A 23962-nucleotide genomic window follows, 5' to 3' on the forward strand; every position below is an offset into this window, starting at 1 on the left:
CTACGTCGACCTGAATGACCGAGTCGATTATGGATTCACTACAACGGGTTCAGGTCAGCGTCATTCCCAAGCATCCCTCAATCAGTCCCCTCTCCCTCCGGGAGAGGGCTAGGGTGAGGGTAGCTTTTGAACGTTACGCTCAGCGTAATGATTCACCACCCAGCTTGATTGATGCCCTCACCACACACGCCTAACTTGGCTCCACGACAGCGAACCCCGTGGAGTGAGCATGACAACAACAATTTCCCCCGACTCGCGCTGGACGCGGCGGCGTGACGAGAAGCAGCGCCGGCTCGACAAGGTGCGCGGGCTCGCCGATGGCGCGGTGTTGCCCAGCGACAAGATCGTCGCCGCGCTCGAAGCGCTGATCCATCCCGGCGACCGTGTGGTGCTGGAGGGCAACAACCAGAAGCAGGCGGATTTCCTCTCGCGTTCGCTGGCCAAGGCCGACCCGGCCAAACTCCACGATCTGCACATGATCATGCCCAGCGTCGGCCGCTCCGAGCACCTTGATCTGTTCGAACGTGGCATTGCCCGCAAGCTCGATTTCTCCTTCGCCGGCACCCAGAGCCTGCGCATCAGCCAATTGCTCGAAGATGGCTTGCTCGAAGTCGGCGCCATTCACACCTACATCGAACTCTACGCCCGCCTCGTCGTGGACCTGATCCCCAACGTTGTGCTCTCGGCCGGCTTCATGGCCGACCGCGCCGGCAACATCTACACCGGCCCGAGCACCGAAGATACCCCGGCACTGATCGAACCGGCGGCGTTCAGCGATGGCATCGTTATCGTTCAGGTCAACCAATTGGTCGATGACGTCAGCGAGCTGCCTCGCGTAGACATTCCCGCTTCATGGGTCGATTTCGTCGTGGTCGCCGACAAGCCGTTCTACATCGAACCGCTGTTCACCCGCGACCCACGGCACATCAAGCCTGTGCACGTGCTGATGGCGATGATGGCGATTCGCGGGATCTACGAAAAACACAACGTGCAGTCGCTCAACCACGGCATTGGTTTCAACACCGCCGCCATCGAACTGATCCTGCCGACCTACGGCGAATCCCTCGGTTTGAAAGGCAAGATCTGCCGCAACTGGACGCTCAACCCGCACCCGACGCTGATCCCGGCGATTGAAAGCGGCTGGGTCGAGAGCGTGCATTGCTTCGGCACCGAACTGGGCATGGAAAACTACATTGCCGCTCGGCCGGATGTGTTCTTCACTGGCCGCGACGGCTCGCTGCGTTCCAACCGCATGGTCTGCCAACTGGCCGGGCAATACGCGGTGGATCTGTTTATCGGCGCGACGTTGCAAGTCGACGGCGACGGCCATTCCTCGACCGTGACCCGTGGCCGTCTCGCCGGTTTCGGTGGCGCGCCGAACATGGGCCACGACCCGCGCGGCCGCCGTCACGGCACCCCGGCGTGGCTGGACATGCGCCACGCCGATGGGCCGCAACCGATGCTCGAACGCGGCAAGAAACTCGTGGTGCAAATGGTCGAGACCTTCCAGGAGGGCGGCAAACCGACCTTTGTCGAAACGCTCGACGCGGTGGAAGTGGCGAAGAAAAGCGGCATGCCGCTGGCACCGATCATGATCTACGGCGACGACGTTACCCACCTGCTCACCGAAGAAGGCATCGCCTACCTGTACAAGGCGCGCTCGCTGGAAGAACACCAGGCGATGATCGCAGCGGTCGCCGGGGTTACCGCCATCGGCCTGCGGCACAATCCGAAAGACACCGAACGCATGCGCCGCGAAGGCCTGATCGCCTTGCCCGAAGACCTTGGCATCCGCCGCACCGACGCCACCCGCGAATTGCTCGCGGCGAAAAGCGTCGCCGATCTGGTCGAGTGGTCCGGTGGCCTGTACAACCCGCCCGCCAAATTCAGGAGCTGGTAATGCACGCATTTAACCTGCAAGCGAAACCGCTGTCACTGGCTGAACACCTGGCCGATCTGGCGGTGGACGCGCTGATCGACGAAGCGGATCTGTCGCCGAAACCGGCGCTGGTCGACCGTCGTGGCAATGGCGCACACACCGATCTGCACCTGGGCCTGATGCACGCGTCGGCGCTGGCATTGTGGCCGGCATTCAAGGAAATGGCCGAGGCCGCGCTGGAGACCGGTGAAGTCGGTGTGCCGTTGCGCGAAGCGATCGGCCGCATCGGCCGCGAGGGCGAACAAGCGATGCTCGTGACCACCAACGGCGTCAACACCCATCGCGGTGCGATCTGGGCATTGGGACTGTTGGTGACGGCCGCCGCGCTGCAACCGAAATCCATCGCCCTGTGCGCCGCACGCCTGGCACTGCTCGACGATCGCTACGCACCGACACCGCTCAGCCACGGCGCACAAGTCGCTCAGCGTTACGGCGCACGCGGTGCTCGCGAAGAAGCGCAACTGGGCTTCCCATCCGTGCTGCAACGCGGCCTGCCGCAACTGCAGAAAAGTCGCGCCAACGGCCACGGCGAACAGAACGCCCGGCTTGATGCGTTGCTGGCGATCATGACCGAGCTGGCCGACACCTGCGTGCTTTACCGCGCCGGCGAACTGGGCCTGCAGGCCATGCAGGCCGGCGCGCAAGCGGTGCTCGATGCCGGCGGCAGCGCCAGCCTCAGCGGCCGTCGTCGCCTGCACGAACTGGATCAACAACTCATCGCATTGAATGCCTCGCCCGGTGGCGCCGCTGACTTGCTCGCGGCCACGCTGCTGCTCGATCGCATCGAGCGCGACGGCATTGTTCAGGGAGCGTTTTGATGGAAAGCCTATCGTTTGAATTCCCCGCCGGGCAGCCGCCACGCGGGCGTGCGCTGGTCGGTTGTGTCGGCTCGGGGGATCTGGAAGTGCTGATCGAACCGGGTCTGGCCGGCAAGCTGACGATCAACGTGCAGACCTCGGTCAACGGCGCGCAGCAGCGCTGGCAGCACCTGTTTGCGCGGATGTTCGACGGCACCACGCCGCCGGCGATGGCCATCGATATCCACGATTTCGGCGCGACGCCGGGGGTGGTGCGCTTGCGTCTGGAACAGGGTTTCGAGGAGATCGGCCATGACTGACAGCGCAGCGTTGCTCAACAAACACAGTTTCGTCGAGCTCGGCGCGCGGCAGCGGGCGCAAGCCTTGCTCGACGCCGGGACCTTTCGCGAACTGCTCGATCCGTTTCAACGGGTCATGTCACCGTGGCTTGAGCGCCAGGGTGTGGTGCCGCAAGCCGACGACGGCGTGATCATCGCCAAGGGCCGCCTCGACGGTTTGCCAATGGTGATCGCGGCGATTGAGGGCGCGTTTCAGGGCGGCAGCCTCGGTGAAGTCGGCGGGGCGAAGATTGCCGGTGCGCTGGAACTGGCCGCCGAAGACAACCGCAACGGCATCCCCACCCGCGCCGTGTTGCTGCTGGAAACCGGCGGCGTGCGCTTGCAGGAAGCCAATCTAGGGCTGGCGGCGATTGCCGATATTCACGCGGCGATTGTCGATTTGCAGCAATACCAACCGGTGGTCGGTGTAGTCGCTGGCAGCGTCGGTTGCTTCGGCGGCATGTCGATTGCTGCTGCGCTGTGCAGTTATTTGCTGGTGACCCAGGAAGCACGTCTCGGCCTGAACGGCCCGCAGGTGATCGAACAGGAAGCCGGGATCGAGGAATACGACTCCCGCGACCGGCCCTTCATCTGGAGCCTGACCGGCGGCGAACAGCGTTTCAACACGGGACTAGTGGACCGTTATGTCGGCGATGATGTGGCGCAGATTCGTCAGCAGGTCGGTGAATTGCTCCAGCAAGGCTTGCCGGCACAGCCGCGCAGTCAACGCGCCGAGTGGTTCCTGCAACGCCTCGGCAAGCTGAACACTGGCCAGCAAATCGAACCGTCGGTGGTTCGCGATCTGTATCAAGGAGAGCGCTCATGAGCAGTTATTCATTGCGCGGTTTGCACTGGTTCAATGCGCTCAGCGCTGGCGCCAGTGTCGTCGAAGGTTTGCCGCCGTCGTTGAAAGTGGCCGACGCTGAGCTCGGGCGTTTTATCGCCGTGGTCGCCGACCCGGACAATCGTTTCCCCCGCGCCCGAAACGGCGAAGTCGGTTTGCTCGAAGGCTGGGGGCTGGCCAAGGCTGTGGATGACGCGATCAGCGCCGACCGCGACAGCGCGAAGAAGCGCCCGATCATCGCCATCGTCGATGTGCCGAGCCAGGCGTATGGGCGGCGCGAAGAAGCCCTCGGCATTCATCAGGCGCTGGCCGGCGCGGCGGACAGTTATGCCCGTGCGCGTCTGGCCGGGCATCCGGTGATTGCGCTGCTGGTGGGCAAGGCCATGTCGGGTGCGTTTCTCGCCCACGGTTATCAGGCCAATCGCCTGATTGCTTTGCGTGATCCCGGTGTGATGGTGCACGCGATGGGCAAGGCCTCGGCGGCGCGGGTGACATTGCGCAGTGTTGAAGAACTGGAAGCGCTGGCCGCCAGCGTGCCGCCCATGGCCTACGACATCGACAGCTACGCCAGCCTCGGCCTGCTCTGGGAAACCCTCTCGGTGCAGCAGATCGAACAACCGACGGCGGAAGATCTGGCGCGGGTGAGCGAGTGCCTGAAGCAAGCGATCAGCGATGTGACCAGCACTGATTTGAAAGGGCGCCTTGGTGCGGGCAATCGTGCCGCCTCCAGCCGCGTCCGCGAACTGCTGAGGGCGCAGTGGTGAACCTGCCCCTGGCCCACGATCTGCTCTGGGGCATGACCCCGGCGCAGTTGCCGGCGGATGCGCCGCAGTGGGCGGTCGCGGCGCTGGCGGCCGGGCAACCGGTGGTGGTGCGCCGGGCGGTGAGTGCTGACGGTTTTGTCGCGGTCGGCGTGCGCGGTGTGTTGCGTCAACAACGGCTGGCGGCATTTATGGCGCTGGATTCGATTGCCTGTCGGGTCAGTCCCGAAGCCCTTTGTCATGTTGAGTGCGAGCGAGATCTGCCGGTGATGCAGGCGCTCAAACAACTGCGGCCGATGCTCGATGACTGCCGTTGGATCTGGGGTGTCAGCGGCAGTGTCGGGTTTGAATTGGCCAGTGGTTTTGCAGCGATGCATGCGGCCAGTGATCTCGATCTGATTCTGCGTGCGCCGCAGATGATCGGCCGTGATCAGGCGCGCGAACTGGTCGCGCTATTTGATCAAACTGTGTGCCGGGTCGACATGCAATTGCAGACGCCGTTCGGCGCTGTGGCGTTGCGGGAATGGGCCAGCGGTTCGTTCCGAGTGCTGCTGAAAAATGCTTATCGGGCCTGTCTGGTGACGGATCCGTGGAACCCGCAGGAGCAGGCAGCGTGAGCAGCCTGTTGGTGTTTCCCGGCCAAGGCGCGCAGCAAGCGGGCATGCTCCAGCGTTTGCCAAGGGAAACGCTGGTCGAGGCCAGTGATGTGCTCGGCGAGGATGTCTTGCTGCTGGATTGTGCCGAGGCATTGCGCACGACACGAGCGGTTCAGTTGTGCCTGCTGATCGCCGGTGTCGCTGCTTCGCGGCAGTTATTGCAGGATGAACTGAGCGCGGATTACGTCGCCGGCCTGTCCATCGGCGCCTACCCGGCGGCGGTGGTGGCAGGGGCCTTGAGTTTCAGCGATGCGCTGCATCTGGTCAGCCTGCGTGGTGAGCTGATGCAACAGGCTTATCCACAGGGCTACGGCATGACCGCGATCATCGGCTTGCAGTTATCCACCGTCGAAACCCTGCTGGCCCAGGTGCACAGCGAAGATGCGCCGGTGTATCTGGCCAACATCAACGCCGATAACCAAGTGGTGATTGCCGGCAGCGACAAGGCCATGCACGCGGTGGCCGAACTGGCACGCAGTCGCGGCGCCGGAGTGGCGAAACGGCTGGCGGTGAGCGTGCCGTCGCATTGCCCATTGCTGGAAAAACCGGCGCAGGCGCTTGCCGAAGCCTTCGCCAGGGTCGAACTTAAAACGCCACGGATCGGCTATCTCAGCGGCAGCCGCGCCCGCCCTGTGAGCAAAGTCGAAGCGCTGCGTGACGACCTCGCTTTCAACATGTGCCGCGTGGTGGACTGGCGCGGCACCGTGCAAAGCGCCTACGAGCGCGGCGTACGTCTACAGATCGAACTGCCGCCCGGTGCGGTGCTGACCGGGCTGGCGCGCCGGGTGTTCGAGCAGGGCACCGTCACTGCCTTCGACAGTGCCCGCCTCGATACCCTGCAAGCGCTGTTGCGCGAGGAGGGTGGCCGCCAACTCTAAAACCGCCGCGACTCAAGCTTCGAACAACAAAAACAACATTCGACGATGCACTTTGAGGACTACAACAATGATTATTTACGGTGTGGCATTTCTCGCCTTTTGCACGCTGGTCGGTATCTGGGTCGGTGAATTGCTCGGCAAGCTGATCGGCGTGCCGGCCAATGTCGGCGGTGTCGGTATTGCGATGCTGCTGTTGATCGGCCTGGGCAGCTATCTCTACAAGAGCGGCTGGCTCAAGGGCAAGACCGAGCAGGGCGTGGAGTTCTGGAGCGCGATCTACATCCCCATCGTGGTCGCCATGGCCGCACAGCAGAATGTCTACGGTGCGCTGAAGGGCGGGCCGATGGCGATTCTCGCCGGCACTCTCGCCGTAGTGATCGCCTTTGCTCTGGTGCCGGTGCTGACACGCATGGGCAACAAGCAAGAGACGCCGATTGCTCCTGCCAAGACTGCGGGGTAATCGCCATGTACGAATCAATGATGAAAGTGATCACCGGCTACGGTCTGATCAGCGGCTTTTTGATTGTCGGCCTGACCATGTGGGTGTCCTACTGGATGTCCAACACTTTCACCAAGGGCCGTCTGCACGGTTCGGCGATCGCCATTCTGCTCGGGCTGGTGCTGTCGTATATCGGCGGCGCACTGACCGGTGGGCAAAAAGGCGTGGTGGATATTCCCCTGCTGTCCGGCATCGGCCTGCTCGGCGGTGCGATGCTGCGGGATTTCGCGATTGTGGCGACGGCGTTTGGCGTGAGTGTCGATGAGCTCAAACGCGCCGGATTCGTCGGTGTGCTGGCGCTGTTTGTCGGCGTTGGCACCTCGTTCGTCGCCGGGGTCGGCGTGGCGATGGCGTTCGGCTACACCGATGCGGTGAGCCTGACCACCATTGGCGCGGGTGCCGTGACTTACATTGTCGGCCCGGTGACCGGCGCGGCGATTGGTGCCAGTTCCGAGGTGATGGCGCTGTCGATTGCGGCGGGGCTGATCAAGGCGATTCTGGTGATGGTAATGACACCGTTCGTGGCACCGATGATCGGCCTGAACAATCCGCGCAGCGCGGTGATTTTCGGTGGCTTGATGGGCACCTCCAGCGGCGTTGCCGGAGGCCTGGCGGCCACCGATCCGAAGCTGGTGCCGTACGGTTGCCTGACGGCGGCGTTCTACACCGCGCTCGGGTGTCTGCTTGGGCCTTCGCTGTTGTTTCTGGCGATGCGCGGGTTGATGGGTTAGTCAATTTAAGCTGCCCTCACCCTAAACCTCTCCCGGAGGGAGAGGGGACTGACCGAGTTGTTCTGGCGTTATACATCGACCTGAAATTTCTAAGTCGAACTCAGGTTCTGAAAAAGCCCCCGATCTGCTCCCTTTCCCCCTCTACCCCTTGGGGGAGAGGGCTGGGGTGAGGGGGTAGCTCTTGATTTTGATCTTGATCTAAACCCCAGCCTGCCGATTGGCATACATCCGACACTCCGCCAACAACGCCAGCAAATTCGGGTCACGCTCCTTGGCCTTCAGAAACACCACGCCAATGTGCTGCTGCAACCGGTACTTCTCCTGCAACGGAATCAGCTTCACCCGATTCTCGTACACCGCCGCAATCCGCCCCGGCAACAAGGCGTACCCCACCCCTGAGCTGACCATGCTCAGCAGGGTGAAGATGTCATTGACCTGCATCGCCACCTTCGGCTCGAACCCCGCTTGCTTGAATACCCGCACACCGTCCTGATGCGTGGCGAAGCCCTGGGTCAGGGTGATGAAGGTTTCATCACGCACTTCCGCCAGATCGACTTCACTGCGCTGAGCGAATTTTGAATCGGCCGGGGTGGCGAGGAAGATGTCGTCGGAGAACAGCGCAATCTGCTCGCAATCCGGATCGTTGATGCTGTCGTCCAGCGACACCAGAATCGCGTCGACTTCCATGTTTTTCAGCTTGTAGAGCAGGTCGATGTTCGAGCCGAGGATCAGGTCGATGTTGAGTTCGCTGCGGCGGATTTTCAGGCCCATGATCAGCTGCGGCACGGTCTTCACCGTCAGCGAATACAGCGAGCCGAGCTTGAAGCGCTCGGCGGAGAACCCGGCGGCTTCGCGGGTCAGGCGCACGCTGTCGACGACGTCGTTGATCAGCTTCTGCGCACGTTCTTCCAGCACATAGGCGCTTTCCAGTGGCGTCAGGTTGCGCCCTTCGTGTTTGAACAGCGGGCAGCGCAGGGCGTTTTCCAAAGAGTGAATGGCGCGGTGCACGCTGACGTTGCTGGTCTGCAGTTCGGCGGCAGCGCGGGCGAGGTTGCCGGTGCGCATGAAGGCGAGGAACACCTCGAGTTTTTTCAGGGTCAATTCTTCGTCGATCAGCATGGCGCGGACTCTTTTTTTAATGCGCCGATTGTGCCCAATTCCCGCGGGCCGCGCAGGCGAGGTTGAACAGAAACATTGCGCTTTTACGCTCAAGGCCCGAGCCTTGCGCGCTGCGGTAACGAATGTGAGGTGAGCAATACATGTATCACGGGGAAAAACTCAACGCCTGGACCCATCTGGTCGGGGCCATCGCCGCGTTTATCGGCGGCGTGTGGATGCTGGTGATTGCCAGCCTCGACGGCAGTCCGTGGAAGATTGTCAGCGTGGCGATCTACGCCTTCACTTTGCTGGTGCTCTACAGCGCCTCGACCGTGTATCACAGCGTGCGCGGGCGCAAGAAAGCGATCATGAAGAAGGTCGATCATTTCTCGATCTACCTGCTGATCGCCGGCAGCTACACGCCGTTCTGTCTGGTGACGTTACGCGGGCCGTGGGGCTGGACGCTGTTCGGGATTGTCTGGGGGCTGGCGCTGATCGGCATCCTGCAAGAGATCAAACCGCGTTCCGAAGCGCGGATTCTGTCGATCGTGATTTACGCGGTGATGGGCTGGATCGTGCTGGTCGCAGTCAAACCGCTGATTGCCGCACTGGGCACGGCCGGGTTTGCCTGGCTGGCGTCGGGCGGGGTTTTGTATACGGTGGGGATTATCTTCTTTGCCCTGGATCACCGCCTGCGGCATGCCCATGGCATCTGGCATTTGTTCGTGATTGCCGGAAGTCTGCTGCACTTTGTCGCGATTCTGTTTTACGTCCTGTAAATGCAATCCCTGTGGGAGCGAGCCTGCTCGCGAAGGCGTCAGGTCAGCCAACACCTTCGTTGAATGAAACACCGCTTTCGCGAGCAGGCTCGCTCCCACAATAAATCTTCAGTGAACTCTGGTTTTGTGAACACCCTAGATCCAATGTGGGAGCGAGCCTGCTCGCGAAGGGGCCTTAGAAGTCCCCCCACAGTTGCTGGGCCACCGCCAGCGCCACCACCGGCGCGGTCTCGGTTCGCAACACGCGCGGGCCGAGGCGGGCAGCGTGGAAACCGTTGCCTTTGGCCTGCTCGACTTCGCCATCCGTCAACCCACCTTCCGGTCCGATCAGAAACGCCAGCGTCGCCGGTTTGGCATGGCTGACCAGCGGTTCTGCGACCGGATGCAGCACCAGTTTCAATTCGGCTTCGGTCTGCTTGAGCCAGTCCGCCAGCAACACTGGTGGATGAATCACTGGCACCCGTGAACGCCCGCACTGTTCGCAGGCACTGATTGCCACTTGGCGCCAATGCAGCAAGCGCTTGTCGGCGCGTTCGTCCTTGAGCCGCACTTCGCAGCGTTCGCTGAAGATCGGGGTGATTTGCATCACGCCGAGTTCAGTGGCTTTCTGAATCGCCCAGTCCATGCGCTCGCCCCGGGACAGGCCCTGGCCGAGGTGGATCTGCAGCGGCGATTCGATTTGTCCGGCGAACTGCTCGTCGATCTGCACGACCACGCGCTTCTTGCCGACTTCGACGAGCGATCCGCGAAACTCATGGCCGGAACCGTCGAACAACTGCACCGCATCGCCTTCGGCCATGCGCAGCACGCGGCTGATGTAATGCGCCTGGGCCTCCGGCAGTTCGTGTTCGCCAGTGCTCAGCGGGGCGTCGATAAAGAAGCGGGACAGTCTCATTTCGGGTCTCTCAGATTAGATCGTTCCCACGCTCTGCGTGGGAATGCCTCATCGGACGCTCTGCGTCCGCTTTTGGGACGCGGAGCGTCCCGGGCTGCATTCCCACGCGGAGCGTGGGAACGAGAAATTACGGTTAGCCCGGGTCGCGGAATCCCGGATGGAAGTCTTTCGGCACCGCAACACTGACGCTGTCCCGCGTAGCAATATCAACACCTTCACTGGCCACTTCGGCGAGGAAGTCGATCTGCTCCGGGGTGATCACATACGGCGGCAGGAAATACACCACGCTGCCCAGCGGCCGCAACAACGCACCACGTTCCAGTGCATGCTGGAAAACCTTCAAGCCACGACGCTCCTGCCAAGGGTAGGCCTCTTTCGTGGCTTTATCCTTGACCATCTCGATGGCCAGGACCATGCCGGTCTGGCGCACTTCGGAGACGTTCGGGTGATCCACCAGATGCGCAGTCGCCGAGGCCAGGCGCTGAGCCAGCGCCTGGTTGTTCGCGATGACGTTGTCCTGCTCGAAGATGTCCAGGGTCGCCAGTGCCGCAGCGCAGGCCAGCGGGTTGCCGGTGTAGCTGTGCGAATGGAGGAAGGCGCGCAGGGTCGGGTAGTCGTCGTAGAAGGCGCTGTAGACCTCGTCGGTGGTCAGGCACGCGGCCAGCGGCAGGTAGCCGCCGGTGAGGGCTTTCGACAGGCAGAGGAAGTCCGGGCGGATGCCGGCCTGTTCGCAGGCGAACATCGTTCCGGTGCGGCCGAAGCCGACGGCGATTTCGTCGTGGATCAGGTGCACGCCGTAACGGTCGCAGGCCTCGCGCAACAGCTTGAGGTAGACCGGGTGATACATGCGCATGCCGCCCGCGCCCTGAATCAACGGCTCGACGATCACTGCCGCGACGCTGTCATGATTCTCTGCCAGCGTCTGTTCCATGGCCGCGAACATATTGCGTGAGTGTTCTTCCCAGCTCATGCCGTCGGGCCGGCCGTAGCAATCCGGGCTCGGCACTTTGATGGTGTCCATCAGCAGCGCTTTGTAGGTCTCGGTGAACAGCGGCACATCGCCGACCGCCATCGCCGCCATGGTCTCGCCGTGATAGCTGTTGGTCAGGGTGACGAAGCGCTTCTTGTTCGGTTGGCCGCGATTGAGCCAGTAGTGAAAGCTCATCTTCAGCGCGACTTCGATGCAGGACGAGCCGTTATCGGCGTAGAACACCCGGTTCAGGCCTTGCGGGGTCATCTTCACCAGGCGCTCGGACAGCTCGATCACCGGCTGATGGCTGAAACCGGCAAGGATCACGTGTTCGAGTTGATCGACCTGATCCTTGATGCGCTGGTTGATGCGCGGGTTGGCGTGGCCGAACACGTTGACCCACCAGGAACTGACTGCGTCGAGGTAGCGCTTGCCTTCGAAGTCTTCGAGCCAGACGCCTTCGCCACGCTTGATCGGGATCAGCGGCAGCTGTTCGTGGTCTTTCATCTGGGTGCAGGGATGCCACAACACCGCGAGATCGCGTTGCATCCACTGGTTATTCAGGCCCATTTACAGTCTCCTCGAGGCGGCTCGCGTCAGGCGCGGGCGAACAATCGCGCAAGCCTATGCAATGCATCGCGCGGGAACAACCCATTGTGTCGATTGAGCTACTTTGTCTGAGCCGATAGACGTCGCTGGCGGCGTTTTGATGGCTAACGTATTCTTCGCGGTTCTTTGAGTCGTCTGACTCGCAAAACTGCTTTTCCCACATGTTTTTCCGGAGTTCGCTGAATGTCTGTCGGTTGGCTGCGCGCCTGTGCGCTGGTGATGTTGGGGCTGTTCAGCGTTACGGCGCTGGCCAAGGATAAAACCGCAATCGTGATCGGCGGCGGCCTGTCGGGTCTGACCGCTGCTTACGAACTGCAGAACAAAGGCTGGCAGGTCACCCTGCTGGAAGCCAAACCGAGCCTGGGCGGCCGCTCGGGCATGGCCACCAGCGAGTGGATCGGCAACGACAAGACTCAGCCGGTGCTGAACAAATACGTGTCGACCTTCAAGCTCGGCACCACGCCGGCGCCGGAATTCGTCCGTACCCCAGGCTATCTGATCGACGGCGATTATTTCTCTGCCGCTGATCTGGCCACCAAGCAGCCAGCCACCGCCGATGCGCTCAAGCGCTACCAGAAAACCCTCGACGATCTGGCGCGCTCGATCGACGACCCGCAGAACCCGGCGGCGACCACCACCCTGCATGCACTGGACCAGATCACCGTATCGAGCTGGCTCGACAAGCAGAACCTGCCGGCCACCGCGCGTCAGTTGATCAACCAGGACATTCGCACCCACTACGACGAACCTTCGCGTCTGTCGCTGCTGTATTTCGCTCAGCAGAACCGCGTCTATCGCGGCGTTTCCGACCGCGACCTGCGCGCCTCGCGTCTGGTCGGCGGCAGCCAGGTCCTGGCCCAGGCCTTTGTCAAACAGATCAAGACCATCAAGACCAGCTCGCCGGTCTCGGCCATCATCCAGGACAAGGACGGTGTGACCGTCAAAGTCGGCAGCGTCGGCTATCAGGCCGACTACGTTGTGCTGGCGGTACCGCTGCGCGCGCTGAACAAAATCGCCCTGACCCCTGCGCTGGATGCTCAGCACCTGGCGGCGATCAAAGGCACCAACTACGGCTGGCGCGACCAGATCATGCTGAAGTTCAAGACGCCAGTGTGGGAAAGCAAATCGCGCATGTCCGGCGAGATCTACAGCAATACCGGTCTGGGCATGCTCTGGATCGAACCGGCACTGAAGGGCGGCGCCAACGTGGTGATCAACCTGTCCGGCGATAACGCCCGTGTGATGCAGGCGTTCGGCGACAAGCAGATGGTCGATCAGGTGCTGATCCGTCTGCACGCGTTTTACCCACAGGCCCGTGGCTCGTTCACCGGTTATGAAATCCGTCGCTACAGCACCGATCCGTCGATGGGCGGCGCCTACCTGGCTTACGGCCCGGGGCAGATCAGCAAGTTCTGGCGCCTGTGGGAACGTCCGCTGCAACGCGTAGCGTTTGCCGGCGAACACACCGACACCTTGTACCCGGGCACTCTGGAAGGCGCACTGCGCACCGGCCAGCGCGCGGCCAGCCAGGTTGAAGATCTGGCGGCAGGCAAGTCCTTTGAACCGGTCAAAGTGGTTCCGGCTGCAGCAGCTGCAGGCGCGGCGGGTGCCGTGGCGGCGAAGAAGGGCAACTTCTTCAGCAACCTGTTTGGCGGTTCGGATGACGAGAAGAAGCCAGAGCCTGTGAAGGCGCCAGAGCCTGCGCCAGCACCTGTTGCTCCAGCGCCTGCACCGACCCCGGCACCTGCACCTGCGCCGGTGGAAGCACCGAAGCCAGCGGCCCCGGTAAAAGCCGAGCCAGCGAAGAAAGCAGCGGCCAAGCCAGCAGCGAAGAAGCCTGCGGCCAAAACCGAAACGAAAAAGCCGGCGGCCAAACCGGCAGCGAAAAAGGCTGAACCGGCGAAGAAGCCAGCGGCCAAGCCTGCTGCAACGACCGAGACCAAGGCGCAGTAAGGCTTTGCGGTGAATGAAGAAGCGCGGCGTATATGCCGCGCTTTTTTTTGCCTGCAAGATCGCTATCGCGAGCAGGCTCACTCCCACATTTGACCGAGTACTGTCAGTAGGAATGCGATTACCTGGGGGGCGAGCCTGCTCGCGAAGGGGCCAACTCAGACACCCAAATTCCATTGCCTGGGGACAACAATCCGCCACACTTTTGCCTTTAATCTTTTCTTAACTCGTCACTTCCAGACTCTTGATCGTATTTATCGATATTTCAAAGCAAAATTTTCCGCTTTAATTCGATAGATAACTCGCTAGTCTTGGTTCGCAGTTCTCACAGGATTTGGGCAATGCAGCTACGTAACTCTTCTTCGCGCTATGGTTGGGTCAGCATCTTCATGCACTGGGGCGTGGCGCTGGCGGTCTTCGGGCTGTTTGCGCTGGGTCTGTGGATGGTTGGGCTGGATTACTACAGCACTTGGCGCAAAGACGCGCCGGATCTGCACAAGAGCATCGGTCTGGTGCTGCTTGGTGTGATGGTGTTGCGGGTGCTGTGGCGCTTCATCAGCCCACCGCCGCCAACGCTGCAAAGCTACAGCCGCATGACCCGTATCGGCGCTAAATTCGGCCACGGGTTTCTGTATCTGGCGCTGTTCGCTGTGATGATTGCCGGTTACCTGATTTCCACCGCAGACGGTGTCGGGATCCCGGTGTTTGGCCTGTTTGAAGTCCCTGCTCTGCTCTCCGGACTACCGGATCAGGCAGATACCGCTGGGGTGATTCATCTCTGGCTGGCGTGGGCACTGGTAATTTTTTCCGGTCTCCATGCGTTGGCAGCATTGAAGCACCACTTTATCGATCGTGATGCGACCCTCACTCGAATGCTCGGTCGCAAAGCCTGAAATTCAACCTCGACTCAAAGGAAAAGAAAGCATGTTGAAAAAGACTCTGGCCGCTCTGGCAATCGGTTCGGCCGTGCTGTCCGCCAACGTAATGGCTGCTGACTATGTAGTAGACAAGGAAGGCCAGCACGCCTTCGTCGACTTCAAGATCAGCCACCTGGGCTACAGCTACATCACCGGTACCTTCAAGGACATCGACGGCAAGTTCAGCTTCGACGCTGCCAAGCCTGAAGACAGCAAGATCGAGTTCAACGTCAACACTGCCAGCGTGTTCACCAACCACGCCGAGCGCGACAAGCACATCGCCAGCGCTGACTTCCTCAACGCCAGCAAGTTCGGCAAGGCTACTTTCGTATCCACCAGCGTCAAGTCCACCGGTGCGAACACCGCTGACGTGACCGGCGACCTGACCCTGCTGGGCGTAACCAAGCCGGTTGTCGTCAAGGCAACCTTCCTGGGCGAAGGCAAGGATCCATGGGGCGGCTACCGTGCCGGCTTCGAAGGCACCACCACCATCAAGCGCTCCGATTTCGGCAAGCAGAAAGACCTCGGTCCTAAGTCCGACGCGGTCGAGCTGTATGTTTCGTTTGAAGGTGTGAAAGCGAAATAACTTTCGCCGCCACATGAAAACGCCCCCGGTCGAAAGGTCGGGGGCGTTTTTTATTGCTGTAACACGCTATTCCGTGTGGGAGCGAGCCTGCTCGCGAAAGCGGTGTGTCAATCGGCAAAGATTCAGCTGACCCGCCGCCTTCGCGAGCAGGCTCGCTCCCACAGGGGTATTGCGGTGTGGCAGAGATAATCGAGGTAAAAAAATGCCCCGGCTCTTTCGAGTCGGGGCATTTTTCATGACGGTATGAAACTCAGCGATTGCGGGTCAGCAGTGCTGGTTTCTCGCCACGCGGGCGGCTTGGCAGTTGATCGAGTTGCTCAGGCGTCGGGAAGCGGTCGGCTTTCGATTCCTTGTGCATGATCTTCGGACCGTTGCTGCGCGGGTTCTGCACGGCCGGTTCGCTGCGAGGTTGATCGTCACGGGCCGGGCGGCGATTGCGCGGCGCGGATTCGTCGCGACGACCCTGACCGTCACGCGGTGCGCCATTGCGCGGGCCGCTGCGTTTGGCTGGTGGCGTGCCGGTGCTCGAGCCGTTGCTGTTGCGCGGACCGTTCTGGCGACCCTGAGGCTGGCCACCGCGTGGTGCGCCAGCGCCTTGCGCCGGTGCGCCCGGACGACGGCCACGGCCGCCGGCAGGGGCGGCTTTCGGCACGTAGTCGACGCGGTTACCGAAGTTATCGATATCGTCGTCGAGGAATTCGTCCGGGGCACGGTCAGCCGCTGCACGCGGTGGCTGGCTCGGGCGCTGGTCGCGGCTCGGGGTGCCTTCGCGCGGTTTCTGCTGACGGGCAGGGCGCTCGCCACGTTCACCGGCCGGTTTTTCCTTGCCCTTGTCTTTGCCTTTGTCCTTGCGACCACCACCACCGCCGCCGCCATTCGGACCGTCGCCACGCGGGCCACGGGAATTGCGCGGGTTGCGGATGTCCGGACGCTCGCGGGCTTCCGGCTTCTCGGCTTCGATGGTGCTGGAGTCGAAGCCCATCAGATCGCCGTCGGCAATCTTCTGCTTGGTCATGCGCTCGATGCTTTTCAGCAGTTTTTCTTCGTCCGGCGCGACCAGCGAGATCGCCTCGCCCGAACGACCGGCGCGGCCGGTACGGCCGATACGGTGCACATAGTCTTCATCGACGTTCGGCAGCTCGAAGTTGACCACATGCGGCAACTGATCGATGTCCAGGCCACGGGCAGCGATGTCGGTGGCAACCAGAATGCGTACTTCGCCGGCCTTGAAGTCGGCCAGGGCTTTGGTGCGCGCGTTCTGGCTCTTGTTACCGTGGATTGCCACAGCCGGCAGGCCGTGTTTGTCCAGGTATTCAGCGAGACGGTTGGCGCCGTGCTTGGTGCGGGTAAAAACCAGTACCTGTTCCCACGCGCCGGCGGTGATCAGGTGCGCCAGCAGCGCACGTTTGTGGCTGGCCGGCAGGCGGAACACGCGTTGTTCGATGCGCTCGACCGTGGTGTTTGGCGGCGTCACTTCGATGCGTTCCGGGTTGTGCAGCAGCTTGCCGGCGAGGTCGGTGATGTCTTTGGAGAAGGTCGCCGAGAACAGCAGGTTCTGACGCTTGGCCGGCAGACGCGCGAGGACTTTCTTCACGTCGTGGACAAAACCCATGTCGAGCATGCGGTCGGCTTCGTCGAGAACGAGAATTTCCACGTGGGACAGATCGACGCTGCCCTGGCCGGCGAGGTCGAGCAAGCGACCCGGGCAGGCGACGAGAACGTCGACGCCACGGGACATGGCCTGGACCTGCGGGTTCATGCCGACGCCGCCGAAGATGCAGGCGCTGACGAATTTCAGGTCACGGGCGTAGATCTTGAAGCTCTCGTGCACCTGGGCCGCGAGTTCGCGGGTCGGGGTCAGGACCAGCACGCGAGGTTGGCGCGGGCCGTGACGCTGGGATTTGTCCGGGTGACCGTTGGGGAACAACCGCTCCAGAATCGGGAGGGCGAAGCCGCCGGTTTTACCGGTACCTGTCTGAGCCGCCACCATCAGGTCGCGACCTTGCAACACGGCGGGAATGGCCCGCTGTTGCACCGGAGTAGGCTCGGTATAGCCCGCATCTTCGATGGCACGGACTAAAGCCTCGGAGAGACCGAGGGAAGCAAAGGACATGAGTAATCCTGTTTTAGTTAGGGCTTGGCCCAATGGGAGTCTTGCCTGGCGCGAATCACGTTTAAGAGGACGCAATCCCGTCCGGTCCAGCGGCGGTTCCGAAGGCACGTCAGGAGCGCTCGCGCGGGCTGAAAGCTGCGCTGTAGCGGGTCGAGAGGCCTGTTACGGTTCCGGGCGTCCGGGCGTGAGCCTGGCGGGAACGCCGGAGTATAACAGAGCAATCACTGCGCGCTGCTTTCCTGCTGCTCAACGGTTTCGCCGCTGGCCGTGGCCGAGCGCAGTGATGCGCTATCGACAGGCGCGGCACCGTAGCGCGCGCTGAGCTCGGCGTAGGCCGGTTCGCGCTTGAAACGCTTGAGCTCGGCACCGAAACGCTGCACCAGCAAATCCATGCCGGCATTGCGCCGAACTGCAAGAAACTGGCTCTGGCGACTGATAACCGTCGGGTTTTCCGTGATCAGATCGCGAATATCAAGTTCATCGAGCAAATGCTGACCGACGCGGCGATCGGTAATCAACAGGTCGATCCGCCCGCGCACCAGTTTGCCGAAATTGGCTTCATGAGTTGGCGCCGGCTCACGGGTAAACAGGTCCGACTGGCTGAAGTCAGGGCTGTACAGATAACCCGGCGAGGTGCCGATGGTCAGGCCTTTGAGTTGTTCGAGGGTGTTGAAAGGATGCGGCCGCTCGTTGGCGTAGAACATCACGAATTCGACGTCGGACAGCGGTTCGCTGGGGTAGAGCAGAGTGGCGTCGCGTTCGACGCTGTGAAAGATGTCCAGCGCACCGTCGGCTTGACCGGTCTCGAGCATCGACAGGCAGCGCTTCCACGGCAGGAACTGCCATTCCACTTCAATGCCCAGGCGCTGGAACACGATGGCGGTGGTTTCGTAGTCAAGACCGAGGTTTTTACCACCCTGTTCGTAGACGTAAGGCGCCCACGGCTCGGTGACAATACGCAACTTCTCCCCCCGAGCGGCGACGCTCAGGCAAGTCAGAAGAATAACGCTCAGCAGTTGGGCAATAAGGGGCATGGCCTGAGGTTAGTACGCGAAACGCCTGATGAGAAGCTCTGGCATGCATGTTTCGCGCAGACCCCGGGCGCAATGGCCACGATGGCCTTATTTGCTTGCGGTTTTCAGCAGGTGTTGGTGGACCTTCGCGTGACGCGAACCAAGGATCCGCTTGACCAGGCCGCGACTGAACCAGTCCCTGAGCAAGTGCCTGCAAACCGGCTTGCCGATGCGTTGCTGCTGGTTTTCCAGCGCCTTGTCCCACCAGACCGCTGCACACGCCTGATCGAACTCGTTGGGATGTTCATAGCAGCCGTAAAGGATTTCGCGAATGAACTGACGCAGATGTGCCGGCAGCAGCAACGTGACGAGCTTGTAGAACATCCGCTGCAGTCGCGGTGGTCGAGGCAGTTGCGGTGATACACGTCGGGTGTCGTCCAGTGCAGCCTCGCCGGTCGGGTTGTCGCCATGTTTGGCGACCCAGGCCTGAACCTTGGCCCTGAACAGGTGCTTGCGGCTCCAGTAATGGTGAATCAGATCAGGGCACTTGTTGACGTCCAGCGTGCGATAGGCAGCCACTGACAGGCAGAACTCTTCGAGGGTGTAGGCGCCCTGTGCCGACGGGAACAGCTCATCGATCAAAGCGATGGAGCGGTCGAGCACGTGAGCGTCCTGGCGGTGCAAGCCGATGACGCCGGAGTTGAGCAGGCGCATGTGATCGTCAGTCAGGCCTTTGTCCAGCAGTGTTGCCGACAGCGTGCGATAGAGCAGGCTCATCTTGTTGTCGCCATAGCGAGCGTAGTAGTCGTTGCACAGCAGGGTGCCGGGCTGCACCCGCTCGAACAGTTTGAGCGGCGAGCAGTGGAAAAACGTATCGGTGTCGATCAACAGCGCCGTTTCATGCTCTTCAAGTACCGAGCGCAACGCGACATGTTTGATGCGGAAATGATAACCGTGGGGCTCGCTCCATTTCTGGCGCGTTTCGGCGTCCAGCGGGCGAATGCGTACGGGGAGATGCTCGTAGGGTTGCGGGTTGTCGCTGAAGACCTGGATATCGATCGGGGCATCCGGTGTCTCGCGCAACCACGCCAGAGCACTGGCGATGCTGAAAACAGCTTCCTGATGGTAAGTCTCGGCACCGAAAACCAGATAGACCAGTTGAGGGTGTGTTTTTGTTTGCGCGCAGATCATCGACGACAATATTCCATTTGTGCTTTTCAGTGAAAAGGCCCGGTGAGGGCCTTTTTTATCGCATGGAAAACCTTCAGCGCGGCAGCTTGAGGTTGTTCCAGATGGCCAGGCTAGGTTCGGCCTGGTTCATCGAGTAGAAGTGCAGCCCCGGTGCGCCGCCCTGCAGCAGGCGTTCGCACATTTCGCTGACGACTTGTTCGCCAAAGCTTTGAATGCTTCGCGTGTCATCGCCGTAGGCTTCCAGCTGCTTGCGGATCCAGCGCGGGATTTCCGCACCGCAGGCATCGGAGAAGCGCGCGAGTTTGCTGTAGTTGGTGATCGGCATGATCCCCGGCACGATCGGCAGATCCACGCCCAGCGCCTGCAAACGGTCGACGAAGTAGAAGTAGCTGTCGGCGTTGAAGAAGTACTGGGTGATCGCGCTGTCGGCACCGGCCTTTGCCTTGCGCACGAAGTTGGCGAGATCGTCTTCGTAGTTGCGTGCTTGCGGATGCATCTCCGGGTAAGCCGCGACTTCGATATGGAAATGATCGGCGGTTTCTTCCCGAATGAATTCCACCAGTTCATTGGCGTGACGCAGCTCACCGCTGGTCATGCCCATGCCGGACGGCAGGTCGCCACGCAGGGCAACGATGCGCTTGATGCCGGCAGCCTTGTATTCGTTCAGCAGGCCGCGCAGGTCGTCCTTGCTGTCACCGACGCACGACAGGTGCGGTGCGGCGGGTACTTTGACTTCGCTTTCCAGCTGCAACACGGTGTTGAGCGTGCGATCACGGGTCGAACCGCCAGCGCCGTAGGTGCAGGAAAAGAAATCAGGATTGTAGGTGGCCAACTGACGGGCAGTGGCAAGCAGCTTTTCTTGCCCGGCATCGGTCTTCGTCGGGAAAAACTCGAAGCTGTAGCGACGGTCTTGGGACATGGTCATACCCTTGGAAACAAGTACCTTCGAGACGCTGCAATCCCGTGTGGGAGCGAGCCTGCTCGCGAAAGAGCTGGGTCAGACAACACGGATGTTGAATGATAAGCCGCCTTCGCGAGCAAGCTCGCTCCCACAGGGAGAGCGAGCATTCAGCGCCTGTTAGTAGCGGTAGGCGTGCGGCTTGAACGGGCCTTCGACGGTGACGCCGATGTAGTCAGCCTGTTGCTTGGTCAGTTGGGTGACCACGCCGCCGAAGCCGCGAACCATTTCCAGGGCCACTTCTTCGTCGAGTTTCTTCGGCAGCACTTCAACGGTCAGACGCTCGGCTTTCTGCGCTGGCGACAGGTCGGCGTACTTCTGGCCGAACAGGAAGATCTGTGCCAGAACCTGGTTGGCGAACGAACCATCCATGATGCGGCTCGGGTGACCGGTGGCGTTGCCCAGGTTCACCAGACGGCCTTCGGCCAGCAGGATCAGGTAGTCGTCGTTCTGTGGATCGAAGCTGCCGGCACCGGTGCGGTGAACCTTGTGCACCTGTGGCTTCACTTCTTCCCATGCCCAGTTCTTGCGCATGAAAGCGGTGTCGATTTCGTTGTCGAAGTGACCAATGTTGCAGACCACGGCGCGCTTCTTCAGGGCTTTGAGCATGTTCGCGTCGCAAACATTGACGTTGCCGGTGGTGGTCACGATCAGGTCGATCTTGCCCAGCAGCGCTTTGTCGATGCTCGCTTCGGAACCGTCGTTGATACCGTCGATGAATGGCGACACCAGTTCGAAACCGTCCATGCAGGCTTGCATGGCGCAGATCGGGTCAACTTCGGAGACTTTAACGATCATGCCTTCCTGACGCAGCGACTGAGCCGAACCCTTGCCCACGTCACCGTAACCGATGACCAGCGCTTGCTTGCCGGACAGCAGGTGGTCGGTGCCGCGCTTGATCGCATCGTTCAGGCTGTGACGGCAGCCGTACTTGTTGTCGTTCTTGGACTTGGTCACCGAGTCGTTGACGTTGATCGCCGGGATCTTCAGCTCGCCCTTGGCCAGCATGTCCAGCAGACGGTGTACACCAGTGGTGGTTTCTTCGGTCACGCCGTGAACGCGATCGAGCACTTGCGGGTATTTCTTGTGCAGCAGCTCGGTCAGGTCGCCGCCGTCGTCGAGGATCATGTTGGCGTCCCATGGCTGGCCATCCTTGAGGATGGTCTGCTCCAGGCACCACTCGTACTCTTCTTCAGTCTCGCCTTTCCAGGCGAACACCGGGATACCGGCGGCAGCGATAGCGGCAGCGGCCTGATCCTGAGTGGAGAAAATGTTGCAGGACGACCAGCGTACTTCGGCACCCAGGGCAACCAGGGTTTCGATCAGCACGGCGGTCTGAATGGTCATGTGGATGCAGCCGAGGATTTTCGCGCCCTTGAGCGGCTGTTCGGCAGCGTATTTGCGGCGCAGACCCATCAGGGCAGGCATTTCCGATTCGGCGATGATGGTTTCGCGACGGCCCCAGGCAGCCAGGGACATGTCGGCAACTTTGTAATCGGTAAAATCGGCAGGCGTGTTGACAGCGCTCATGAAGAGCCTCCATTCGTAATGTATGCGAATGGGCGCCGTTGTGCGTTTAGTGTCCGGCGTGAGCCGGTCAACGCCCCATCCGAGCCTGACAGGTCGAACCTGCTGCAGCGCCCCTCGGACAGGTGGCGGGAAAACGGTAGCCAATGAACGTTACCGTTTTTTGAAACGGGGGCGATTATAGCCGCCCGGGCTGATCTTCCAAAGGGTTTCTGTCGGCCAGATGAAGATCGCCAATGGCGACCATAGTCGCAGCTGCCTGGAGCCTGACTGAGCAGTCTGCCAAGATGGGCGCATCTTTCGGCAAGCGCTCAGGAGTGAACATGAATTTCCACACCCGCAAATGGGTTAAACCTGAAGACCTCAACCCCAACGGCACCCTGTTCGGCGGCAGCCTGCTGCGCTGGATCGATGAAGAAGCGGCGATCTACGCCATCGTGCAACTGGGCAACCAGCGCGTGGTGACCAAGTACATCTCGGAAATCAACTTCGTCAGCGCCTCGCGCCAGGGCGACATCATCGAACTGGGCATCACCGCCACCGAATTCGGCCGCACCTCGATCACCCTGACCTGCGAAGTGCGCAACAAGATCACCCGCAAGAGCATCCTCACCGTCGAGAAAATGGTGTTCGTCAATCTCGGCGAAGACGGCCTGCCGGCGCCGCACGGGCGGACCGAGATCAGATATGTGAAAGACCAGTTCAAGGATGACGAAGCCGTCAGCGAGTAATGCGAGCCCTGTAGATACCGTCTTGAGCCTCACCGGGCAAGCGCAAGTTTCGGGTCATATGGCAGTCCTGACTTGAGCACTCCGTAAACGAAGTGCAGCAGCTTGCGCATTGCTGCGCAGATGATCTGCTTGGGGGCCTTGCCATTGGCTTCCAGGCGTTCTTTCATCGCCTTGATCGCCTTATTGTGTTTCAGCGCCACCATGCCAGGCATGTAAAGGCCTGCACGCAGCCGTGCTGACCCTACTCTTGAGATCAGGGTGTGACCTTTGAGCTTTCCTGATTCCTGCAGCTTTGGATTGAGCCCTGCAGCAGCGACCAGTTGGCGAGGATCACTGTATTTGCGCAAGTCACCCAGTTCGGCGAGCAATCGTTCAAGCGTTTTTTGTCCGATGCCGTCGATGGTTACGATGAGATCCCGCATCTGACGCATATCCGGGTCGTCATCGATGTGTTTTTTGATCGCCTTATGCGTTTCTACGATCTCTTTTTCGATATGGCGCAGAACGGAGTTGATCGAGTCTTTGACCTTTTCGTCGGAAACGTCCAGACGATTGAGCTCCATTTGTTCCATTTCCTGAAGGTCATCCAGGCGGCGCACCATTGCTTTTAACTGGCGGTATTTCAGCGGCTCAGGCGCCCATGGGTGAAGTTTTTGATCCTTTTCCCGGGCAAAGTCGGCGATCAGTTTGGCATCGCTTTTATCAGTCTTGATGCGGCGCAGTTCGCTGTCAGCGTACGCTTTGGTCGTAGCCGGGTTCACGACGCAGACCCGGAAGCCTTTGTTGTAAACGAATTCCGCGAGCTCCAAATGGTAGACGCTGGTGGCTTCCATCACGATCAGGGCCGAACGCTCGGCATTTTTTTCTAGCCACGCCTCAAACTCTTTAAAGCCCTTTGGATCGTTGGCCAGCTTGGCCTTGGTTTTGTGCTTGCCGTTGGGCTGGTGTGTAGCGATATCAAAGGTGTTCTTTGCGATGTCGACGCCAACGAAACCGGACATGATTGATTCTCCACTTGTTCCCTGTTGCGATCATCACGTCACTCTGTCCAACCTTGCGAATGCGGGCTCTCGCCGCAGGCGGGCCCAAGATACCGTGCGAACTGTACGAGTGAGTGTGGAGGGCTGGAGCACGATCTACGTCACAGGCAAAAAGCCTAAGGAGCTGCGCGGCTTCCAAGTC

Annotated in this window: 23 protein-coding genes and 1 riboswitch; of the genes, 14 read left to right on the forward strand and 9 right to left on the reverse strand. The window is 60.9% G+C overall.

The features are described from left to right. Positions 1-229 precede the first annotated feature (229 nt). The 9 genes from mdcA (at position 230) to madM (ending at position 7443) form a co-directional block, all read left to right on the forward strand. A complete protein-coding gene (gene mdcA / locus AB4N48_RS26365) occupies positions 230-1900 on the forward strand; it encodes a malonate decarboxylase subunit alpha (RefSeq protein WP_460094542.1) in 1671 nt (556 codons plus the stop codon). Next, positions 1900-2757, forward strand: a complete 858-nt coding sequence (locus tag AB4N48_RS26370; RefSeq protein WP_460094543.1) for a triphosphoribosyl-dephospho-CoA synthase — start codon at positions 1900-1902, stop codon at positions 2755-2757. The genes mdcA and AB4N48_RS26370 overlap by 1 nt, the downstream gene beginning before the upstream one ends. Further along, complete coding sequence (locus AB4N48_RS26375) at positions 2757-3056, forward strand: malonate decarboxylase subunit delta (RefSeq protein WP_056786420.1); 300 nt, start codon at positions 2757-2759, stop codon at positions 3054-3056. The genes AB4N48_RS26370 and AB4N48_RS26375 overlap by 1 nt, the downstream gene beginning before the upstream one ends. Next, complete coding sequence (locus AB4N48_RS26380; RefSeq protein ID WP_460094544.1) at positions 3049-3900, forward strand: biotin-independent malonate decarboxylase subunit beta; 852 nt, start codon at positions 3049-3051, stop codon at positions 3898-3900. Before AB4N48_RS26375 ends, AB4N48_RS26380 begins: the two co-directional genes overlap by 8 nt. Next, positions 3897-4682: a biotin-independent malonate decarboxylase subunit gamma gene (mdcE, locus tag AB4N48_RS26385; RefSeq protein ID WP_431078239.1), complete on the forward strand. Its 786-nt coding sequence runs from the start codon at positions 3897-3899 to the stop codon at positions 4680-4682. Before AB4N48_RS26380 ends, mdcE begins: the two co-directional genes overlap by 4 nt. Further along, complete coding sequence (locus AB4N48_RS26390; protein WP_431078238.1) at positions 4676-5296, forward strand: malonate decarboxylase holo-ACP synthase; 621 nt, start codon at positions 4676-4678, stop codon at positions 5294-5296. Before mdcE ends, AB4N48_RS26390 begins: the two co-directional genes overlap by 7 nt. After that, positions 5293-6213, forward strand: a complete 921-nt coding sequence (gene mdcH / locus AB4N48_RS26395; protein WP_252884956.1) for a malonate decarboxylase subunit epsilon — start codon at positions 5293-5295, stop codon at positions 6211-6213. Before AB4N48_RS26390 ends, mdcH begins: the two co-directional genes overlap by 4 nt. A 67-nt stretch (positions 6214-6280) precedes the next feature. Next, a complete protein-coding gene (madL, locus tag AB4N48_RS26400) occupies positions 6281-6673 on the forward strand; it encodes a malonate transporter subunit MadL (protein WP_016772756.1) in 393 nt (130 codons plus the stop codon). A 5-nt stretch (positions 6674-6678) separates the two neighbouring features. Next, positions 6679-7443, forward strand: a complete 765-nt coding sequence (gene madM, locus AB4N48_RS26405; protein ID WP_041476796.1) for a malonate transporter subunit MadM — start codon at positions 6679-6681, stop codon at positions 7441-7443. A 198-nt stretch (positions 7444-7641) separates the two neighbouring features. On the opposite strand, the gene AB4N48_RS26410 is transcribed toward madM, so the two are convergent. Beyond that, entirely contained in the window at positions 7642-8562 is a 921-nt protein-coding gene (locus tag AB4N48_RS26410) for a LysR family transcriptional regulator (protein WP_056786436.1), read from the reverse strand. A 140-nt stretch (positions 8563-8702) separates the two neighbouring features. Between AB4N48_RS26410 and trhA the strand changes: the two genes are divergently transcribed. Continuing rightward, entirely contained in the window at positions 8703-9320 is a 618-nt protein-coding gene (trhA, locus tag AB4N48_RS26415; RefSeq protein WP_039757573.1) for a PAQR family membrane homeostasis protein TrhA, read from the forward strand. Between the two features lie 175 nt (positions 9321-9495). Here the strand turns inward: trhA and AB4N48_RS26420 are convergent, their stop codons facing one another. Together AB4N48_RS26420 and AB4N48_RS26425 are read right to left on the reverse strand one after the other, a co-directional pair. Beyond that, the gene (locus tag AB4N48_RS26420) at positions 9496-10215 is read right to left on the reverse strand and encodes a 16S rRNA (uracil(1498)-N(3))-methyltransferase (RefSeq protein ID WP_150636902.1); all 720 of its coding nucleotides are present in this window, start codon (positions 10213-10215) and stop codon (positions 9496-9498) included. Positions 10216-10348: 133 nt separating this feature from the next. Next, the gene (locus tag AB4N48_RS26425; protein ID WP_460094545.1) at positions 10349-11755 is read right to left on the reverse strand and encodes an adenosylmethionine--8-amino-7-oxononanoate transaminase; all 1407 of its coding nucleotides are present in this window, start codon (positions 11753-11755) and stop codon (positions 10349-10351) included. 222 nt (positions 11756-11977) lie between these two features. Here AB4N48_RS26425 and AB4N48_RS26430 point away from each other — a divergent pair, with 222 nt between their 5' ends. The 3 genes from AB4N48_RS26430 to AB4N48_RS26440 all read left to right on the forward strand — a co-directional run bounded on the left by AB4N48_RS26430 (position 11978) and on the right by AB4N48_RS26440 (position 15247). After that, the gene (locus tag AB4N48_RS26430; RefSeq protein WP_460094546.1) at positions 11978-13747 is read left to right on the forward strand and encodes a flavin monoamine oxidase family protein; all 1770 of its coding nucleotides are present in this window, start codon (positions 11978-11980) and stop codon (positions 13745-13747) included. Between the two features lie 338 nt (positions 13748-14085). Beyond that, positions 14086-14637 (forward strand): cytochrome b, encoded by a 552-nt coding sequence (locus AB4N48_RS26435; protein WP_041476792.1) that lies wholly within the window; start codon positions 14086-14088, stop codon positions 14635-14637. Between the two features lie 31 nt (positions 14638-14668). Then, positions 14669-15247 carry a YceI family protein gene (locus tag AB4N48_RS26440; RefSeq protein ID WP_039757580.1) on the forward strand — a complete coding sequence of 193 codons (579 nt, stop codon included), beginning with the start codon at positions 14669-14671 and terminating at the stop codon, positions 15245-15247. 250 nt (positions 15248-15497) lie between these two features. Here AB4N48_RS26440 and AB4N48_RS26445 read toward each other — a convergent pair whose 3' ends face one another. The 5 genes from AB4N48_RS26445 to ahcY all read right to left on the reverse strand — a co-directional run bounded on the left by AB4N48_RS26445 (position 15498) and on the right by ahcY (position 22052). Next, complete coding sequence (locus tag AB4N48_RS26445; protein ID WP_423663475.1) at positions 15498-17360, reverse strand: DEAD/DEAH box helicase; 1863 nt, start codon at positions 17358-17360, stop codon at positions 15498-15500. A gap of 221 nt (positions 17361-17581) precedes the next feature. Then, a complete protein-coding gene (locus AB4N48_RS26450; protein WP_460094547.1) occupies positions 17582-18394 on the reverse strand; it encodes a substrate-binding periplasmic protein in 813 nt (270 codons plus the stop codon). A gap of 87 nt (positions 18395-18481) precedes the next feature. Then, positions 18482-19564 carry a hypothetical protein gene (locus AB4N48_RS26455; RefSeq protein ID WP_460094548.1) on the reverse strand — a complete coding sequence of 361 codons (1083 nt, stop codon included), beginning with the start codon at positions 19562-19564 and terminating at the stop codon, positions 18482-18484. A 73-nt stretch (positions 19565-19637) separates the two neighbouring features. Continuing rightward, positions 19638-20483 carry a methylenetetrahydrofolate reductase [NAD(P)H] gene (gene metF / locus AB4N48_RS26460; RefSeq protein ID WP_056786871.1) on the reverse strand — a complete coding sequence of 282 codons (846 nt, stop codon included), beginning with the start codon at positions 20481-20483 and terminating at the stop codon, positions 19638-19640. 159 nt (positions 20484-20642) lie between these two features. Beyond that, on the reverse strand, positions 20643-22052 hold the full coding sequence (ahcY, locus tag AB4N48_RS26465; RefSeq protein WP_016772771.1) for an adenosylhomocysteinase: 1410 nt from the start codon (positions 22050-22052) through the stop codon (positions 20643-20645). 23 nt (positions 22053-22075) lie between these two features. Next, positions 22076-22174: riboswitch (S-adenosyl-L-homocysteine riboswitch) on the reverse strand. Between the two features lie 198 nt (positions 22175-22372). Here ahcY and AB4N48_RS26470 point away from each other — a divergent pair. Next, a complete protein-coding gene (locus AB4N48_RS26470; RefSeq protein ID WP_095181349.1) occupies positions 22373-22780 on the forward strand; it encodes an acyl-CoA thioesterase in 408 nt (135 codons plus the stop codon). Between the two features lie 29 nt (positions 22781-22809). Here the strand turns inward: AB4N48_RS26470 and AB4N48_RS26475 are convergent, their stop codons facing one another. After that, positions 22810-23781 carry an IS110 family RNA-guided transposase gene (locus tag AB4N48_RS26475; protein ID WP_056786210.1) on the reverse strand — a complete coding sequence of 324 codons (972 nt, stop codon included), beginning with the start codon at positions 23779-23781 and terminating at the stop codon, positions 22810-22812. Between the last annotated feature and the right edge of the window lie 181 nt (positions 23782-23962).

The sequence above is a fragment of the Pseudomonas sp. S2_C11 genome (assembly GCF_054668395.1).

Coding starts and splice junctions, on each gene's coding strand:
- AB4N48_RS26430 (WP_460094546.1), top strand. CDS start 11,978: ATGTCTGTCGGTTGGCTGCGCGCCTGTGCGCTGGTGATGTTGGGGCTG.
- AB4N48_RS26470 (WP_095181349.1), top strand. CDS start 22,373: ATGAATTTCCACACCCGCAAATGGGTTAAACCTGAAGACCTCAACCCC.
- AB4N48_RS26435 (WP_041476792.1), top strand. CDS start 14,086: ATGCAGCTACGTAACTCTTCTTCGCGCTATGGTTGGGTCAGCATCTTC.
- AB4N48_RS26420 (WP_150636902.1), bottom strand. CDS start 10,215: ATGAGACTGTCCCGCTTCTTTATCGACGCCCCGCTGAGCACTGGCGAA.
- mdcA (WP_460094542.1), top strand. CDS start 230: ATGACAACAACAATTTCCCCCGACTCGCGCTGGACGCGGCGGCGTGAC.
- mdcE (WP_431078239.1), top strand. CDS start 3,897: ATGAGCAGTTATTCATTGCGCGGTTTGCACTGGTTCAATGCGCTCAGC.
- AB4N48_RS26370 (WP_460094543.1), top strand. CDS start 1,900: ATGCACGCATTTAACCTGCAAGCGAAACCGCTGTCACTGGCTGAACAC.
- AB4N48_RS26410 (WP_056786436.1), bottom strand. CDS start 8,562: ATGCTGATCGACGAAGAATTGACCCTGAAAAAACTCGAGGTGTTCCTC.
- madM (WP_041476796.1), top strand. CDS start 6,679: ATGTACGAATCAATGATGAAAGTGATCACCGGCTACGGTCTGATCAGC.
- AB4N48_RS26455 (WP_460094548.1), bottom strand. CDS start 19,564: ATGATCTGCGCGCAAACAAAAACACACCCTCAACTGGTCTATCTGGTT.
- AB4N48_RS26475 (WP_056786210.1), bottom strand. CDS start 23,781: ATGTCCGGTTTCGTTGGCGTCGACATCGCAAAGAACACCTTTGATATC.
- madL (WP_016772756.1), top strand. CDS start 6,281: ATGATTATTTACGGTGTGGCATTTCTCGCCTTTTGCACGCTGGTCGGT.
- AB4N48_RS26380 (WP_460094544.1), top strand. CDS start 3,049: ATGACTGACAGCGCAGCGTTGCTCAACAAACACAGTTTCGTCGAGCTC.
- AB4N48_RS26425 (WP_460094545.1), bottom strand. CDS start 11,755: ATGGGCCTGAATAACCAGTGGATGCAACGCGATCTCGCGGTGTTGTGG.
- metF (WP_056786871.1), bottom strand. CDS start 20,483: ATGTCCCAAGACCGTCGCTACAGCTTCGAGTTTTTCCCGACGAAGACC.
- AB4N48_RS26375 (WP_056786420.1), top strand. CDS start 2,757: ATGGAAAGCCTATCGTTTGAATTCCCCGCCGGGCAGCCGCCACGCGGG.
- AB4N48_RS26440 (WP_039757580.1), top strand. CDS start 14,669: ATGTTGAAAAAGACTCTGGCCGCTCTGGCAATCGGTTCGGCCGTGCTG.
- AB4N48_RS26450 (WP_460094547.1), bottom strand. CDS start 18,394: ATGCCCCTTATTGCCCAACTGCTGAGCGTTATTCTTCTGACTTGCCTG.
- ahcY (WP_016772771.1), bottom strand. CDS start 22,052: ATGAGCGCTGTCAACACGCCTGCCGATTTTACCGATTACAAAGTTGCC.
- AB4N48_RS26445 (WP_423663475.1), bottom strand. CDS start 17,360: ATGTCCTTTGCTTCCCTCGGTCTCTCCGAGGCTTTAGTCCGTGCCATC.
- trhA (WP_039757573.1), top strand. CDS start 8,703: ATGTATCACGGGGAAAAACTCAACGCCTGGACCCATCTGGTCGGGGCC.